This window comes from Jeotgalicoccus halotolerans (assembly GCF_003387165.1).
In the GTDB taxonomy this organism is placed as follows: Bacteria; Bacillota; Bacilli; order Staphylococcales; family Salinicoccaceae; genus Jeotgalicoccus; species Jeotgalicoccus halotolerans.
The window spans coordinates 172709-189156 of the sequence record NZ_QUMW01000010.1 but is presented as its reverse complement, the minus strand read 5'-3'; the positions used below and the strand labels follow the sequence as shown (position 1 = coordinate 189156).

General features: G+C 40.7%; 18 protein-coding genes. 13 read left to right on the top strand and 5 right to left on the bottom strand.

Annotated elements, in window-relative coordinates:
• Window positions 1–54 precede the first annotated feature (54 nt).
• From DFR63_RS05735 to arsC, 3 genes are read left to right on the top strand one after another with little or no spacing between them, the layout of a single operon-like run.
• Window positions 55–369 carry an ArsR/SmtB family transcription factor gene (locus DFR63_RS05735; RefSeq protein ID WP_115884984.1) on the top strand — a complete coding sequence of 105 codons (315 nt, stop codon included), beginning with the start codon at window positions 55–57 and terminating at the stop codon, window positions 367–369.
• A complete protein-coding gene (arsB, locus tag DFR63_RS05730; RefSeq protein WP_245954142.1) occupies window positions 369–1658 on the top strand; it encodes an arsenite efflux transporter membrane subunit ArsB in 1290 nt (429 codons plus the stop codon). The genes DFR63_RS05735 and arsB overlap by 1 nt, the downstream gene beginning before the upstream one ends.
• Window positions 1659–1671: 13 nt before the next feature.
• Window positions 1672–2073 (top strand): arsenate reductase (thioredoxin), encoded by a 402-nt coding sequence (gene arsC, locus DFR63_RS05725; protein ID WP_115884982.1) that lies wholly within the window; start codon window positions 1672–1674, stop codon window positions 2071–2073.
• A gap of 42 nt (window positions 2074–2115) precedes the next feature.
• Here the strand turns inward: arsC and DFR63_RS05720 are convergent, their stop codons facing one another.
• The 4 genes from DFR63_RS05720 to DFR63_RS05705 are packed head-to-tail and all read right to left on the bottom strand — an operon-like array spanning window position 2116 to window position 6395.
• Complete coding sequence (locus tag DFR63_RS05720; protein WP_115884981.1) at window positions 2116–3387, bottom strand: M20 family metallo-hydrolase; 1272 nt, start codon at window positions 3385–3387, stop codon at window positions 2116–2118.
• A 24-nt stretch (window positions 3388–3411) separates the two neighbouring features.
• Entirely contained in the window at window positions 3412–4461 is a 1050-nt protein-coding gene (locus DFR63_RS05715) for a YkvI family membrane protein (RefSeq protein WP_115884980.1), read from the bottom strand.
• Window positions 4462–4479: 18 nt separating this feature from the next.
• Window positions 4480–5586 (bottom strand): o-succinylbenzoate synthase, encoded by a 1107-nt coding sequence (menC, locus tag DFR63_RS05710; protein ID WP_115884979.1) that lies wholly within the window; start codon window positions 5584–5586, stop codon window positions 4480–4482.
• Entirely contained in the window at window positions 5586–6395 is an 810-nt protein-coding gene (locus DFR63_RS05705) for a GNAT family N-acetyltransferase (protein WP_115884978.1), read from the bottom strand. The genes menC and DFR63_RS05705 overlap by 1 nt, the downstream gene beginning before the upstream one ends.
• 197 nt (window positions 6396–6592) lie before the next feature.
• Here DFR63_RS05705 and DFR63_RS05700 point away from each other — a divergent pair, with 197 nt between their 5' ends.
• The 8 genes from DFR63_RS05700 (at window position 6593) to DFR63_RS05665 (ending at window position 13593) form a co-directional block, all read left to right on the top strand.
• Entirely contained in the window at window positions 6593–7033 is a 441-nt protein-coding gene (locus DFR63_RS05700) for a MarR family winged helix-turn-helix transcriptional regulator (protein WP_115884977.1), read from the top strand.
• An 18-nt stretch (window positions 7034–7051) separates the two neighbouring features.
• Window positions 7052–8011 (top strand): ring-cleaving dioxygenase, encoded by a 960-nt coding sequence (locus tag DFR63_RS05695; protein WP_115884976.1) that lies wholly within the window; start codon window positions 7052–7054, stop codon window positions 8009–8011.
• Window positions 8012–8028: 17 nt separating this feature from the next.
• A complete protein-coding gene (locus DFR63_RS05690) occupies window positions 8029–8922 on the top strand; it encodes a VOC family protein (RefSeq protein ID WP_115884975.1) in 894 nt (297 codons plus the stop codon).
• A 13-nt stretch (window positions 8923–8935) separates the two neighbouring features.
• Window positions 8936–9550: a flavin reductase family protein gene (locus DFR63_RS05685; RefSeq protein WP_115884974.1), complete on the top strand. Its 615-nt coding sequence runs from the start codon at window positions 8936–8938 to the stop codon at window positions 9548–9550.
• A gap of 18 nt (window positions 9551–9568) precedes the next feature.
• Complete coding sequence (locus DFR63_RS05680) at window positions 9569–10162, top strand: alpha/beta hydrolase (RefSeq protein WP_115884973.1); 594 nt, start codon at window positions 9569–9571, stop codon at window positions 10160–10162.
• Window positions 10163–10328: 166 nt separating this feature from the next.
• Complete coding sequence (locus DFR63_RS05675) at window positions 10329–11033, top strand: gamma-glutamyl-gamma-aminobutyrate hydrolase family protein (RefSeq protein ID WP_162842294.1); 705 nt, start codon at window positions 10329–10331, stop codon at window positions 11031–11033.
• Between the two features lie 83 nt (window positions 11034–11116).
• Window positions 11117–11824 (top strand): gamma-glutamyl-gamma-aminobutyrate hydrolase family protein, encoded by a 708-nt coding sequence (locus DFR63_RS05670; RefSeq protein ID WP_115884971.1) that lies wholly within the window; start codon window positions 11117–11119, stop codon window positions 11822–11824.
• A gap of 98 nt (window positions 11825–11922) precedes the next feature.
• Entirely contained in the window at window positions 11923–13593 is a 1671-nt protein-coding gene (locus DFR63_RS05665; protein WP_115884970.1) for an ABC transporter substrate-binding protein, read from the top strand.
• A 39-nt stretch (window positions 13594–13632) separates the two neighbouring features.
• Here DFR63_RS05665 and DFR63_RS05660 read toward each other — a convergent pair whose 3' ends face one another.
• Window positions 13633–14313 carry a phosphatase PAP2 family protein gene (locus tag DFR63_RS05660; RefSeq protein ID WP_092595890.1) on the bottom strand — a complete coding sequence of 227 codons (681 nt, stop codon included), beginning with the start codon at window positions 14311–14313 and terminating at the stop codon, window positions 13633–13635.
• Between the two features lie 113 nt (window positions 14314–14426).
• Between DFR63_RS05660 and DFR63_RS05655 the strand changes: the two genes are divergently transcribed.
• Together DFR63_RS05655 and mgtE are read left to right on the top strand one after the other, a co-directional pair.
• A complete protein-coding gene (locus DFR63_RS05655; RefSeq protein WP_162842293.1) occupies window positions 14427–15059 on the top strand; it encodes a helix-turn-helix domain-containing protein in 633 nt (210 codons plus the stop codon).
• 18 nt (window positions 15060–15077) lie between these two features.
• Entirely contained in the window at window positions 15078–16430 is a 1353-nt protein-coding gene (mgtE, locus tag DFR63_RS05650) for a magnesium transporter (protein WP_115884968.1), read from the top strand.
• Window positions 16431–16448 lie beyond the last annotated feature (18 nt).

The following is a 16448-nucleotide window of genomic DNA, read 5'->3' as shown; positions in this document are numbered from 1 at the left end:
TAGACCTCAATCTATATAGATGTTAATCTATATATAAATTACGGAGGTATATTTATGAATTATGGCGAAACAGCTTCATTATTAAAAATTATAGCGGATCCAAGCCGTCTTGAAATACTCGATTTATTATCGTGTGATGAACTATGCGGTTGTGATTTACTAGAGTATTTTAAGTTTTCCCAGCCTACTTTGAGTCACCATATGAAAGTTCTGGTAAACAGTGATTTTGTTACGAAAAGAAAAGATGGTAATAAAGTAATGTATGAGCTCAATCACGAGACGATGAGTAAAATAGAAAACCAGCTTCAAATTATTAACTCATCTAGCGAATATTGTGCATGTCAAGCTATGAAAAAAGGTATTTGCTAATGACGATACTGGCGGTAAGTATATTTATTATTACTTTAATATTTGTAATCTGGCAGCCGAGAGGGCTCGATATCGGTATTACGGCAATGGTCGGCGCGGTACTTGCCGTAATAACGGGTGTTGTATCATTCGGAGATATTATAGAAGTGACAGGGATCGTTTGGAATGCGACATTGACGTTTGTCGCTGTAATACTGATTTCATTAATACTGGATGAAATAGGATTCTTTGAATGGTCGGCACGACACATGGTTAAAGCCTCAAACGGCAGCAGTCTTAAAATGTTTATCTACATAGCGCTGCTCGGTTCTGTCGTTGCAGCATTCTTTGCAAATGACGGTGCAGCATTAATTCTGACACCGATTGTACTGGCGATGGTCCGGAATTTAAACTTTAAGGAAAAAGTGATTTTCCCATTTGTTATAGCCAGCGGTTTTATAGCGGACACGACATCGCTTCCGCTGATTGTCAGCAATCTGGTGAATATCGTGTCGGCTGACTACTTTAATATCGGATTTATAGAATATTTTCTGCATATGATTATCCCTAATATCTTTTCACTTGTCTCAAGTATTCTGGTGTTATGGCTCTTCTTCAGAAAATCGATTCCGGATACTTTCGATGACAGTAGTTTGAAACTGCCGCATGAAGCTATTAAAGATAAAAAATTGTTTAAAATATCTTGGATAGTACTGATCATGCTCTTAGTTGGCTACCTTCTGAGTGAATTTATCGCGGTGCCTGTGTCGTTTATCGCGGGAGCTATTGCGCTTGTCTTTCTGGTACTGGCACGTAAATCAGAAGCGGTCAGTGTATCACGTGTGATCAAAGGTGCACCGTGGAATATCGTTGTCTTTTCAATCGGTATGTACGTCGTTGTTTTCGGTTTGAGAAATGCAGGCCTGACGGATCTGCTTGCAGATTCTATTGTCGCAATGACTGAATACGGACTCTTAGCCACTGTTATGGGCATGGGTGCAATCGCGGCAATTCTGTCGTCGGTCATGAATAACATGCCGACAGTGATGATTAACGCGATAGCAATCAGCGAAACCGGGACTCAGGATGTTATTAAAGAAGGTCTGATCTATGCGAACATAATCGGTTCTGATTTAGGACCAAAAATAACGCCTATCGGTTCACTTGCAACGCTGCTGTGGCTGCATGTGCTAGCTAAAAAAGATATGAAAATATCTTGGGGGACATATTTTAAAATTGGAATACTAATAACGCCTCCAGTACTTATTATGACACTGCTCGGATTATACTTTACGTTATTAATATTTTAAGTGAGGGATAGTTATGACTAAAAAAACAATATACTTTGTATGTACAGGCAACGCTTGCCGCAGTCAGATGGCTGAAGGACTTGGTAAGGAGATTCTCGGAGAAGAATGGAATGTGTATTCTGGCGGAATAGAAGCGCATGGTGTGAATCCGAAAGCAATTGAGGCATTGGCTGAAATCAACATTGACATCAGCAACAATACATCAGATTTAATTCAAAAAGATATTCTCAATGCATCTGACCTCGTTGTTACATTGTGCAGCGATGCGGATCAGAACTGTCCCGTGCTCCCAGCTCATGTGACTAAAGCTCATTGGGGATTTGATGACCCGGCAGGTAAAGAATGGCAGGAGTTTCAAAGAGTCAGAGATGAAATTGGCGAACGAATTTTACAGTTCAAAAATACAGGAAAATAAAAATTACTGCCGCTTAAATCAGAGCGGCAGTAATTTTTTAATTTATTTATTCATTTGTTTTTCTAAGAATTTTTTTAATACATGAACGGTCGTCACGCAGTCATTTAGACTGGTCCACTCTTTAGGATTATGACTGATACCATCTTTACTGCGGGCAAAAATCATTGCGACGGGCAATGTAAGGCCGATATTCATAGAATCGTGGCCGGCCCCACTCGGCAATTCCATCGATTCTATACTTAATTCATTTAAAATATCATGAAGCTCCTGTTTATATACTTCGTCAACAGGTACAGGTTTGACGCGGGATGTACCGCTCACTGTAACACCGATATTCCGTTCTTCAGCAATACTGTTTGCACGTTCTGTAACGAGTTTCAGCAGTGTATCACGAGTATCTTCATGGATATCGCGTATATCAACAATCATCTTAACCGATTCAGGAATAACGTTGGCACCGTTAGGAAAAACGGCCATTTTACCTACTGTTGCAACAGCGGTATCGCTTACCAGTTTTGGAATTTCTTCCAGTTCACTGATGAAGCGTCCCGCAGCAACCAGCGCATCCTGTCTGTCGTTCATCGGTGTGTTGCCGGCATGTCCAGCCAGTCCTTTAAATTCAACTTCAAGCCATGCCTGTCCTGCAATACCATTAACGATTCCGACCGGGAGATTGTTTTTTTCGAGCAATTTACCCTGCTCAATATGTGCTTCTGCAAAGAAAATCCAGTCGCGCTGCTGAATCTTTTTGTATTCAGCCAAAGAAGAACCGTATTGCCTGAGAACTTCTTCCAGGTTTAAACCTTCATTGTCTCTGAGTGAAGCAATCAATTCATCATCAACGAGTCCCATATAGGACCGGCTGCCGAATACGCCGCTCGAAAACCTGGCCCCTTCCTCATCAGAAAAAATTACAACTTCGTATGATTTTTTAGGAATGTAGCCAGATGACTTCCACGCTTCTGCGACTTCCAATGCAGCCAGCACACCGAGAACGCCGTCGAAATTTCCGCCTGCAGGAACCGTATCTATATGTGAGCCGGAAGCAATAGATTGAGAATTATCTTTACCCTTAAGCCTGCCGAAAATATTGCCCGCAGCATCAGTTTCCACAGTAAGTCCGGCATCTTTCATCCAGCCTGCAACTAATTCCTTAGCCTCTTTTTCCTCCCGCGAGAACCCCTGACGGCTGACACCGCCTGTTGGAAGTACACCAATTTTTGAGATTGCATCGAGTCTCTCAGCGAGCCTTCTGCCATCAACCCCGTCGTAATTTAACGTAGTATTATAATCTTTCACTAATTCATTTATCATGTGTGAAAAGTCCTCCCTTAATGATTAATTGTTTTGCGGCTTCCGTAGCCAGGCGGCAACAGCGAGGATAATCAGAACAAACCCAAGGTAACCCATTACTACGTAAACACTGCCGACAAGTGTTGTGAAGCCAATAAGACTCGCAATAAAACCGAGTATGCCGATACCAATGACGGCAGGATGATAAGATTTACTTTCAGGTGCTATAAAACGCACGGTAAATGAGTACAGCATTCCAACAGCAGTATTATAAATCATACCAAGCAGTGCAACAGCTGTCAGCAGACCGATTACAGGATGTATCTGATTGGCGAGTTCCAGAGTGGGCATATCTTTTCCGGCTACGACATCAATGCGTGCAAACATACCGATATGAATCAGGATAATCAGTATACCGAGCATCAGTCCGCCGAGCACTCCGCCCATGCCGGCAGCTTTTTTGTCTTTCTCATTTCCCGTCATAATAATAAGAAGTGCTGCTCCTGCAGCTAAGTTATAAGATACATATAGAAATGCCCCTAACAGCCAATTTGATGCTGCTGACGGCTGCTGTTTTGCCAACTCATCAGCTTCAGCAAGTGATAAATCCATTGAAAAAATAGAATAAATCAAAATCACAAAAATAACAGCGATTAAATAAGGTGTAATAGTAGCAATGATACTCATTATTTTATTGGTATTAAGAAGCAATGTCAGAATGACAGAAATTGCCATAATAATGCTTCCAGCTACAGCAGTAATACCGAACATCTGGTTAAAGGTTGATCCTGCACCGGCAAACATCACTACCGCGACGCCAAACAGGAAGAATGTAATAACAATATCAAGTATAGGGCCGATGAATTTCCCGCCTATGTAGTACAGTACTGTCTTGTGGGAATTGGCTCTTAAGTTCGTGCCAAGCTTGGCGAAGGTGTAGCCGAGAAAAATAAACAGCAACGTTGTAACAATTCCTCCGGCTGTTCCCCATATCCCAAAACTGGTAAAGTACTGCATGACTTCCTGCCCAGAAGCAAAACCTGCACCGACAATGAGACCGACAAAGGCACTTCCTATCTGGAAACTTTTTTTCATAGTAATCGTTCCTTTGTTTTATTTATATTCTTTCTTTGCAACGGTGTAGGATTCAACAGTATCGCGATTAACTGTATAACCGATGCCTGCAGTTTCCGGGACCTCGATAGAACCATTTTCTGCGATGACTTCAGGTTCGATAATATCTTTTTCAAAGTAGCGGCTGGAACTGGCTGTATCACCCGGTAAAGTGAAGTTTTCAAGAGTGGTCAGTGCAACGTTATGTGCTCTTCCAACACCGGATTCAAGCATGCCTCCGCACCAGACAGGAATATTATTTTCCTTGCAGTAATCGTGAATTTTAACAGCTTCAGTTAAACCGCCGACACGTCCGATTTTAATATTGATAATTTTAGTACTGCCGAGCTCTACAGCTTTTCTTGCATCTTCAAGGGAGTGAATACTTTCATCGAGACAGATCGCTGTTGCCAGTTCCTGTTGCAACTGAGCATGGTCGATAATGTCATCTGAAGCGAGAGGCTGTTCAATCATCATTAAATCAAAGTCGTCCAGTTGTTTTAATAACTCAGTATCTGCCAGCCTGTAAGCAGAATTAGCATCAGCCATAAATGCAACATCAGGAAAAGTTTTACGCAGCGTGCGCATCACTTCTACGTCCCAGTCCGGTTTAATTTTAACTTTGATGCGTTTATAGCCTTCCTTAACGAAACCGGCCACGATGTCCACAAGTTCTTCAATAGAATTTTGGATGCCGATACTGATGCCGACATCGATATTTTTTCTTGTGCCGCCAAGAGCATGAGCTAATGACTGATTTGTCTGCTGAGAGTAAATATCCCAAATTGCACCTTCCAGAGCAGACTTAGCCATATTATTTTTGCGGATAGCTGAGAAAATCTCATTAACTTCACTTGGATGGATGATTTCCTTATGTAAAATAAGCGGGATTAAAAAGTCCTCCAGCATATGCCAGTTCGTCTTTACTGTTTCTTCACTGTAGAAAGGCACATTGAACGCTACCGATTCACCCCAGCCGATTGTTCCATCCGCATCAATTGCTTCAAGAAGTAAAAACTCTTTTTTGTCAAATGTTCCAAAACTGGTGGTGAATGGTGCTTTCATATCCATTTCCAAATGTCTGATAACGATATGTTCAATTTTCATTATTTACGTCCTCCAAGATTTAATGTATTCTCTTTTACAAATATGTAGGTTGCAGTATATTTCCCGGGAATTAAATGTACTGCAGCATATCCCGCTCTAAAAAGATCCTGAAATATCTTTCGGGTCAGCATTCTCCATTCCATTGCAATTTCCTGATTTTCAGATTTTATATGCTGGAAATCCTTAGGAACTTCAAAGCCGTAAATATCCTCGGTCAATTGTTCCTCGTGAAACACAGTGCAGGAAGGAAGACTATTGTTAATATTTACTTCGTTGAGCGGCACTGCATTTTTGTAATTTACAGTTTCAGCTTCTCTAACATGCTCGCTTGATATATGCCAGTGAACTTCGAAACGGTCGGATGGCAGTCCTTTGTTCAAACCGTCTTTCATCTCTCCGTAAGCATTCTCCATGTAAACAGAGCATATACCCTTCAGCTTAGTTAAATTCAAATATGCATTACGTGTTTCCAGCGGATCGTATGTCCAGTGTATTTCTGAATAGCCTTTTCTAATCGCTATTTCCTGCTGCTGTCTTTTTAGCTGTTCCCCTATTTTTTTGGAACGATATTCTTCTTCTATCCCGAGCATATGGGAGCAAAGATATGTTTGACTATCTTTAAAACCGGCAAAACCGTAACTGAAGCCTATAATTTCCTTCTTGTCAAAGGCACCGATAATTATGCCTCCGTTTTTAACTGCTGTCAGCGTTTGATGTATTGGCAGCGGCGGCATATGCCAGACATTCCGTTCTATTTTTTCAAGCTGTTCAAGATCTTTTATCGTCGTTAATTCTCTCAGTGCAATCATTTCAAACCCTCTTTATATAGAAAAGTAATTTTTTCATAACATTAGCACAACTATTATTAGAATACAATAAATATTCAGATAACATACAGTATATCAAAGGAATAAATAACGATTGATATTTCGGAATCTAAGTATTATACTATATATAGTTTAAATTTAATATACTTAAAACTGAAATAATTGAAGGAGGTGCAGACATGAATGAAAAAGAAGCACGTATAAAAGCATTTACTGTTTTTATAAAGTCCTCGCAATCCGTACAGAAACTTATTAAACAGGATTTTTTAAAGAAAGAAATTAACCTTAATGAATATGCGGTGATGGAATTGCTGTATCACAAAGGAGATCAGCCTATCCAGTCCATCGGCAAAAAAATACTGATGGGCGGCGGCAGTATTACCTACGTTATAGATAAGCTTGAAAAGAAAGGTTTTTTATACAGAAGTCCCTGTCCTGAAGACAGAAGAGTAATGTTTGCATGCATTACAGATGATGGTAGGCAGTATATGGATACAAGAGTCGTAGAACAGGAGGCTCTTATCAATACGATATTTGATGAGTGGAATGACGATGAAGTTCAAGATGCGATTAATTTATTGAAACGGATCGGTCTGCACGCAGAAGGTCTGCTTAAATAAAAACCGGAGGAATATATTATGACTAATGAAAACTTAAAAGGAATTCACCACGTTACAGCAATGACAGACAATGCGATGAGAAATTATAAATTTATGACAGAAGTTGTCGGTATGCGTTTAGTCAAGAAAACAGTGAACCAGGATGATATTCAGACGTATCATACGTTTTTTGCAGATGACGAAGGATCACCGGGCACTGATATGACATTCTTTGACTTCCCAAATAATCCTAAAGGGCTGAGAGGCACAAACTCTATTTCAAGAACCGGTCTCAGAGTCCCTGATGATGCAGCTTTAGAATATTATTTAAACCGTTTTGAAGAAAATAATGTTAAACATGGTGGTATTCAAGAACTGTTTGGTAAAAAGGTACTGCCTTTTGAAGAAACAGATGGCCAGAGATATCAGTTATTCTCTGATGAAAACAACGAAGGGGTGGCACCAGGTAAACCATGGAAAAATGGTCCTGTACCTGAAGATAAAGCAGTCTACGGTCTTGGACCGATTGAAATTACCGTAAGCTATTACGATGATTTTAAAAAATTACTTCAGGATGTATACGGCATGAAACCGATTATTGAAGAAAACAACGTAACGCTGTTAAACGTCGGAGCAGGCGGCAACGGCGGCCAGGTAATCCTTCGTAGAGATGAAGGTGCTGAAGGACGTCAGGGCTACGGTGAAGTTCACCATGTATCATTCAGAGTGGAAGATCATGCGGCACTTGCAGCATGGGAAGAAAAATACCGCAAGATGGGACTTGGCAATTCAGGACTGGTAGACCGTTTTTATTTTGAAGCATTATACGCGCGTATCGGTCACATTTTGATTGAACTGTCTACAGACGGGCCGGGATTCATGGGCGACGAGCCTTATGAAACATTAGGCGAAAGTCTGGCCCTGCCTCCATTCCTGGAACCAAAACGTGCACAAATTGAAGCTGCAATCAGACCGTTTGATACGAGAAGAAATAAATAATAAAGGGGAAACCGTAAATGGAAGCAATTAAAAGAATTCATCATATTACCGCAATTGTCGGGGATCCGAATGAAAATATAAAATTTTACAGAGATGTACTCGGTTTAAGACTCGTTAAGCAGACAGTTAACTTTGATGATCCAGGAGTTTATCATTTATATTTTGGAGATTATAACGGCAGTCCGGGGACGATTATTACTTTCTTTAACTGGGTGGTCGACAGACCGGGAGTAAAAGGCAGCGGCCAGGTCGGCAGAATTGCTTTCAGAATTCCTAAAGGCAGCATGACTGAATGGAATAATCATTTGAAAGAGCAAAACATAACAACTGAAATCACTCAGCTGTTCGGACAGGATACTCTTCAGTTCGATGATGTCCACGGCCTGGAACTTGCTTTAGTTGAAGGCGAGAAAGAGGCTGATAAGAAAAATATTACCGGTTTTCATGGTGCTGTATTACTGTCGGGGAACCCGGACGGTACGAAAGAACTGCTTGTACGTACGATGGGCTTAAATGAGCTGAATATAAATGAAAGAAACTACCACTTCGAAACAGCCGGCGAGGAGAAGCATCACATCATTACTGAATTGCCGCCAAAACCGAGAGGCACCTTTGGAATTGGTACAGTACACCATATTGCGTGGTCTGTGCCGAATCTGAAAGTTCTGGAAGAATGGCAAACATTGCTGCAAGGCAAAAGTTTCGGTGTTACTGAAGTCAGAGACAGAAACTACTTTAAATCTATTTATACAAGTGAACGAGGCCATGTTGTTTTTGAATTCGCGACTGACGAACCGGGATTCGATGTCGATGAAGACAAATCGGAGCTCGGATCTGCGCTGCAGCTGCCGCCTCAATACGAACATAAAAGAGAAGAGTATGAAAGAACAATGCCGAAGTTAAACCTTTAAGGGGCGATATAACATGTTCAGTTTTTCAAAAAATGATTTAACAACTAAAGAGAAAAATAAAATACTCATAGGGACTGTAGCGCCGAGACCTATAGCTTTAGTATCGACGGAATCCGAAGAGGGTGTAGTTAATATAGCCCCCTTCAGCTATTTCAATATCGTCACTTATAAGCCGGCGATACTGTCGATTGCCGTGCAAAGAACGAACGGCAAGCAGAAAGACACAGCGAGAAATATTACAGCTGGAAAAGAAGCGGTAGTTCATGTTGTCGATATATCTAATGTGGAGCTTGCTAACATTACAGCTGCAAACCTCGCACCTGAAGACAGCGAATTAAATTATGCGGACTTTACACCGGTTAAATCTGTATCGGTTCGGCCGCCAGGCTTGAAAGAAGCGAAAGCGAGATTCGAAACGAGTCTTTACGATACAAAGCTAATTTATGACGGAGATGAACCGACAGCGGATGTTTTATTTTTAAAAATTGAACATTTTCATCTGGATGAATCAGTTTATGATGAGGAAAAAGGCTATATAGACGTTGCGGAACTCGGTGCAGTCAGCAGACTGGCCGGCAATGACTATGCGGAAATCGGAAGAATGTTTACAATCGACAGACCAAAATAACTTTTAGGAGCGATATATATGGAATATATTTATAATGAGAATAAAAAGGGAGCCCCGGTCTTCGTATTACTTCACGGAACGGGCGGTACTGAGACGGACTTACTGCCGCTCGCGAGCGCTTTAAACCATGAATATAACGTTCTCAGTATACGCGGGAATGTAAAAGAAAACGGCATGAACCGTTACTTTAGACGTCTGGGAGAAGGTAATTATGATTGGGAAGATCTGGAATTCCGAGGCAAAGAACTGTATGAATTTATTGCGAAAAAAGCACAGGAATACGATTTTAAATTAGAAGATGTCATCTTTGTCGGATTTTCTAACGGGTCGAATATAGCAATCCAGCTGATGCTTCAGCAGGAAGATAAATTTAAAAAAGCAATGTTGTTTGCACCGTTATATCCAACAGACCTTGAAAGAAAACACGATTTCAGCGATGTTAAAGTACTCCTGTCATTAGGTAAAGAAGATCCTATAGTACCAGAGTCTGAGAGCGAGAGAGTAATCAAATTATTTGAAGATCGTAACGCCGATGTAACGACTGTATGGGTCAACGGACATACATTGCCTCAGGAAGCTCTGATTGTAGGAAAAGAGTGGCTGAATCAGTAAACTTAAAATATTTAGAGCGCATACCCTTAAAGGTGTGCGCTCTGTTTATATATAAAGAAATAATGTTAGAGATTTCATCTCTTTAAAATTGCAAATGATTGAAAAGCATTAAAAGCGGCTATATATAGAGAGTATGTTAAAGTTCAATAACGAAGGAGCAATAGATATGAAGCATCCAGTAATAGGAATCACAACATTTATTGGTAAGAATAATCAAGAAGTACCAAAGAATTTTATAGATGTAATCAGTGAAGAAGAGGGTATTCCTATGCTGCTCCCTGAAATTGAAAATGAAGAATTAATCAGGGAACAGGTTATGAACATCGATGCCTTGCTTTTAACAGGCGGTGACGATGTTGATCCTGCACTTTACGGAGAAGATCCTCATCAGAGCCTTGCTAACGTCGAGCCTGACCGGGATAAATATGAGCTGAAACTGATTGATTACGCTTTGGAGCGCGGCATTCCGATTCTAGGTATATGCCGGGGTTCTCATATGCTGAACGTTCATGGCGGCGGTACTGTTTATCAGGATATTTACAAACAGATTGATGCCGATTTAATTAAACACCAGAGACATGATAAGCAGGAGCATTTTACACACAAAGTAAATATTCAGGAAGGAACAAAAATGCGTGAAATAGTCGGAGAGGCTGAAATTTTTACAATCAGTAATCATCACCAGGCTGTTAATAAAGTCGCAGACAACTTTAAAGTGGCTGCAAGAACTAATGACGGAATTGTCGAAGCCATAGAGAGTAAGGAACCAGGCTTTTTAATCGGTCTTCAGTGGCATCCGGAGGATCGTTATCATACCGATGATGCCTCAAAAAATATAATAAACAAATTTGTGGAAGCAGCCAGAGTTTAAGGGCTGCTTCTTTTTTAAGGGTAGTAAATTTAATATGTTCTGATAGTATCTAAAGTAAATATTAATACAGGGGGAAAGAACATATGACATCACCAATTATTGGGGTCACGACTTTTATCAGCAGTGATGGTCTCAGACTGCCGGAAACATACAGCACAGCGATAGCAGGTGAAGGCGGGGCTCCGGTCATACTGGCTAAAGTAGAAAATGAATCATTAATTAAAAGACAGATTGAAAGTATCGATGGGCTGCTGCTTTCAGGCGGAGATGATATTGAACCGGCTTTTTTCGGCGAAAGTCCACATCAGAAAATGGGTGCTATAGAACCGGGGCGGGATTTATACGAAATGAAGCTGATAGAATATGCGCTTGAGGCAGGAAAGCCTATTCTTGGTATATGCCGGGGTGCGCAAATACTGAATGTGCAGCAGGGCGGCACAATGTATCAGGATATATATTCTCAGCACGGAGACAGTACGATAAAGCATAATCAGGATGCAGTGAAAGATTACTTATCGCATAATATATCTGTTGCAGAAGGTACAAAATTGCATGCAATACTTGGAGAAACAAAAATCAGAACAAACAGTTTTCATCACCAGGCGAATAAATCTGCCGCGGATAGTCTGACGGTTTCCGCTATGGCGGAAGACGGTATTATAGAAGCGGTTGAAAGCAGCGAACATAAGTTTGTGCTTGGGGTGCAGTGGCATCCGGAGGGCAGTTATTTAAAAGATGAATCTTCGAAGAAAATATTCAGAGCTTTTATAAAAGCAGCAGCTGAATCATAAGATAAATTTACAGAATTTTTAAATTATGATTTGAAATTTCAACTTTCGAAAGGTATACTCATTTGTAAGCGTATACATAAAAGGGGATGAAGTAATTTATGCAGAAAAAGCTCTGGTCTTTGATGCTTTTCACGATAGTTTTAGTTTTGGCAGCCTGTACGGACGACAGTGACGTGGACGAAGCTGCTGAAGGGGATTCAGAAACAGCAGCAGGCGGCGGGGATTTAGTCATCGGAATGATTAATGAGGCAGTTTCACTGGATCCTCACGTATCGAATGATATTCCGTCAGCTCAGCTGCGTACTCAGATTTTTGACACGCTGGTAGAACAGAATGTCGACATGGAATTTGGGGAAGGACTTGCAACATCTTTTGAACAGGATGATGATCAATGGACTCTTCAGTTGAAAGAAGATGTTACCTTCCATAACGGCTCAGATTTTACTGCAGAAGATGTTGAAGCAACCCTCGACCGTGTAATGGATCCTTCGGTCGGTTCATCCGTTGCTTTTATGTTTGAAATGATTAACGATATTGAAATTGTAAATGATCATGAAATTGTCTTTACGACGGATTATCCATTTACACCGCTGCCGAGTCATTTGGCGCATAATACAGCGGGAATCTTAAGCAAGGAAGTCATTGATGAAGATTATCAGAATGCTTTAAATGAAGCAGGCTCTGACGTTACGCTCGAAGAATATTACGAACTGCGTGAAGAAGGCGGAGATGAGTTCGAAGCGGTGTCTGAAGAAATCGGTTCTCATGTCGGTGCAATAATTTCCGAGAAACCTGACGGTACAGGACATTTGAAGTTGCAGGAACGTATACCGGGTAATGAAATCGTACTTGAGAAATTTGAAGATTTCCACGGCGGAGACCGTGAGTTCAATACTGTGACATACCGTGTTATTCCTGAGAACTCAGCACGTCTTGCCGAGCTTGAAACCGGCGGTATCGGCGTTACTGATAACGTTGATACAGAAGCGATGGACCGCGTTCGGGATCATGAAGAGACAGATATTATCGACCAGGATGGCTTATCCATGACCTATGTTGCATTCAACTACGAGAAAGAGCCGTTTGATGATGAAAATGTCAGAAAAGCAATTTCTCATGCGATTGACAGAGAGCAGATTATCAGCGGTGTATTAAATGACCGGGGGCTTCATGCGAAGAACCATATTTCACCCTCAGTATTTGCACACAATGCTGATATGGAAGAAGTACCGTTTGATCTTGAATTAGCTAAAGACTATATGGCTGAATCCAGTGTGCCTGACGGTTTTGATACTGTGATTTGGACTTCTGATTCCGAACAGAACAGAGATATTGCTCTGATTATTCAGGAGTCATTAAGTGAACTTGGTATCAATGTTGAAATTGAACAATATGAACACGGGGCCTTTTTAGAAATGGCAAACCAGGGTGATCATGATATGTTCATGCTTCAGTGGATTACAGTTACGGGGGATCCAAACTACGGCCTGTATCCGATGTTCCACACGGACTCTGTAGGGTCGGGCAACCGCTGGAACTACTCTAATCCGGAACTCGACAGTTATCTTGAAGAAGGGCAGCAGACTTCCGGTGATGAAGAACGTATTGCAGCATATGCCACTGCACAGGAAATACTAATGGAAGATCTGCCGATTACACCGCTGTATTACGGTGAGCTCGGTATAGGGGTTAACAATACACTTGTAGAAGGTGTTGGACTTGATCCGGTGGGAATCGTCAGAATTGAAAATGTAACATTCCCTGAATAAGACAGTAAAAAAGCATTGCCGTAATCGGCAGTGCTTTTTTTATTGAAAGAGGGAGGGGCTTTTATCTTGTATATTTTTACTGGACAGCCATGCTTGAAATTTTGTTCTGACAGACTGGTATAAAACGAGTGAGAAAAGCACACTGGCAGTACCGAAAGAGAAGCCGGCTAGAACGTCTGTTGGAAAATGGACTCCAAGATATATTCTTGAAGCCATCACAAACGAGATGAGAGCAAACGCCAGAATACCAATCAGAACTCTTTTCCATAACGTATGGATTAACAATATAAGACTGACAGCTATCAGACCATAAAATACAGTAGATGCGGTCGAATGGCCGCTTGGGAAGCTTTGAGACGATTCAAAAGCGAGCCTTAAAAAATCCGGGCGGTCGCGGTCAACGATTAATTTTATGATGCTGACGAGAACTCCCGGACTCACAAACACTGTCAATCCGAACCAAAAGCCTGCAACATACATTTTTCTGATGAACAAGATGATAACAGCGGCAAGAGTAAAGATAATAATTTCTTCTACTCCGCCAATATTAGTCAAAATCGATATGACAGAAGCTCCGGTTTCTGTAACGTTAGCCTGAAGAAGACTGATTAACGATAAGTCAATCTTTTCTACCCACCTGCTGCCCGTCATAACTCCGGCTGCAATGATTAAAAATATTATTAAAAAAATAAATGCTGTAATATTAAAAGTTTTTTTCATTTCTAATCTTCTTTCTTGTTTACGATAGATTTATCTAATCTAACATGTTGTTGACAATTTGTCATCATTCTAATAACATTCATTATGCTTATACAGAGAAGAGTGATGATATTATGGATAATCAAAAAGAGCTGCAGAATTTTTTAAAAAATGAGATTAAAAGCCGCAGTCTCTCATTAAGAGAACTGAGTAAACTTACGGACATCGATCATGCAACGCTTTCTAAAATTATAAATGGCAAAAGGATAGCAAATTTAAATCATTTAAAAAAACTTTCAGAGAGTTTCGGAACAGAGCTGGAACAGTTATTAAAGATGGCAGGATTTACGGATTCTGAAAGTGATGAACTTAAACAGACGTGGAAAGCAGTACAAAAAGTAGTTCATGAACTGGGTGGAACGGATGAAGAAATTACTTACGAACGCGTCAATCAGGAAATCGAAGTTTTTAAAAAACGGAGTCAAACAATATCGGGTAAAGAAAAAATACGTAAAGAATTTAAAGCTAAGATGGAAAAAACATCGGGCATCGGCAAATATATAGATCAGCTGAAGGCAATGTACTGTCATTTTCTACAGGGGAACGGTCACCCTAGAGATCAAATATTAATTGGGGCAGCCCTGCTTTATTTTATCGTAACGACAGATCTGCTGCCAGACTATCTGCTGCCTATTGGTCTTTTAGATGATGCGTTTATTGTTCAGGTAATTTCACAGCGATTGGAAAATAAGAACCTGCTGCTGTAGCTGAGGAGGCGTAAATATATGGTTCAAAACTTACATCAGATTGCTCACAGCGTAACATATACACTGGACCAGAAAGATGAACATGCGTTTCAGGAAAATATTAAAGATTTACAAAAATATGATTTGACCCGGGTATTTTTGGAGTTGTCATCAGAAGAACAAAATTTATTTTTAGAATTTATATCGGTTCATCAGCTGGCAGATATACTATCAGAACTGGACGGTGGTAATCAGCGCAGGGTCATAGATATGATTAGTCCGCATACCGGAACGCTGGTCATCACTCAGATGAATAATGATGATTTAATTGAAATGCTCAGCAACCTCGGTGAAAAGAAAGCAACCGAACTCCTGTCAGATACCGATGAGGAATTTTCTCAAGATATAGAGACTTTGATGGAATTCCCTCCGGAAACAGCCGGCAGGATAATGAATAACCAGATGGTGTGGATAAACAAATCCTACACGGTTCGTGAAGCGGTGGACAAGCTGAAACATTTTGCGGAGCTGGCAGAGTATCTCAACTATCTCCATGTTATCGATAATGATAAAAAACTGGTCGGAGTCGTCTCTTACAGAGACCTGCTGCTCGCTGATTTATCTCAAAAAATAGAAGATATTATGAAAACGCGTGTCGTTACAGTAGATGCAATGATGGATCAGGAGGAAGTTGCGAGAATAATTCAGCGTTATGATTTTGTGACGATTCCGGTCGTTGATGAAGAGGAAAAACTACTGGGAATTGTTACGGTGGATGATATTTTAGATGTCGTTTATCAGGAAGCTGAAGAAGATATTGAAAAATTTTCTGCTTCAGGAAAGGCAATTGATTTTAACACGAAACCTTTTACTGCAGCGAAAAGAAGGCTGGCGTGGTTAATACTCCTGCTTTTTATCGGCATAGTATCAGGAAGCATTATTGCAAGTTTTGAAGAAACGCTTGAACAAGTTGTGGCGCTGGCCTTTTTCATGCCGATGGTTGCGGGAATGACCGGTAATACAGGGACCCAGTCACTTGCTGTCGTTATCAGAGGGCTGACAAAGGAACGCGTAAATACAAAGCAGGTGCTGAAGCTTTTGTATAGAGAATTAAGGGTCGGTATAATTATCGGACTGACTTGCGGAGCACTCATTTTTGTTATTGCCTACCTTTGGCAGGGCAGCGCGATTTTAGGTTTGGTCATTGGCACATCGCTGCTATGCACTTTGATTATCGGGACACTGGCAGGAACGATTATACCGCTTGTGCTGAATCATCTGAATGTCGACCCTGCTGTAGCATCAGGACCTTTAATCACAACAATTAATGATATACTTTCTTTAATAATTTATTTTGGAATTGCAACAGCATTCTTATCTCATTTAATGTGAAAAATCCGAAGAGACTCC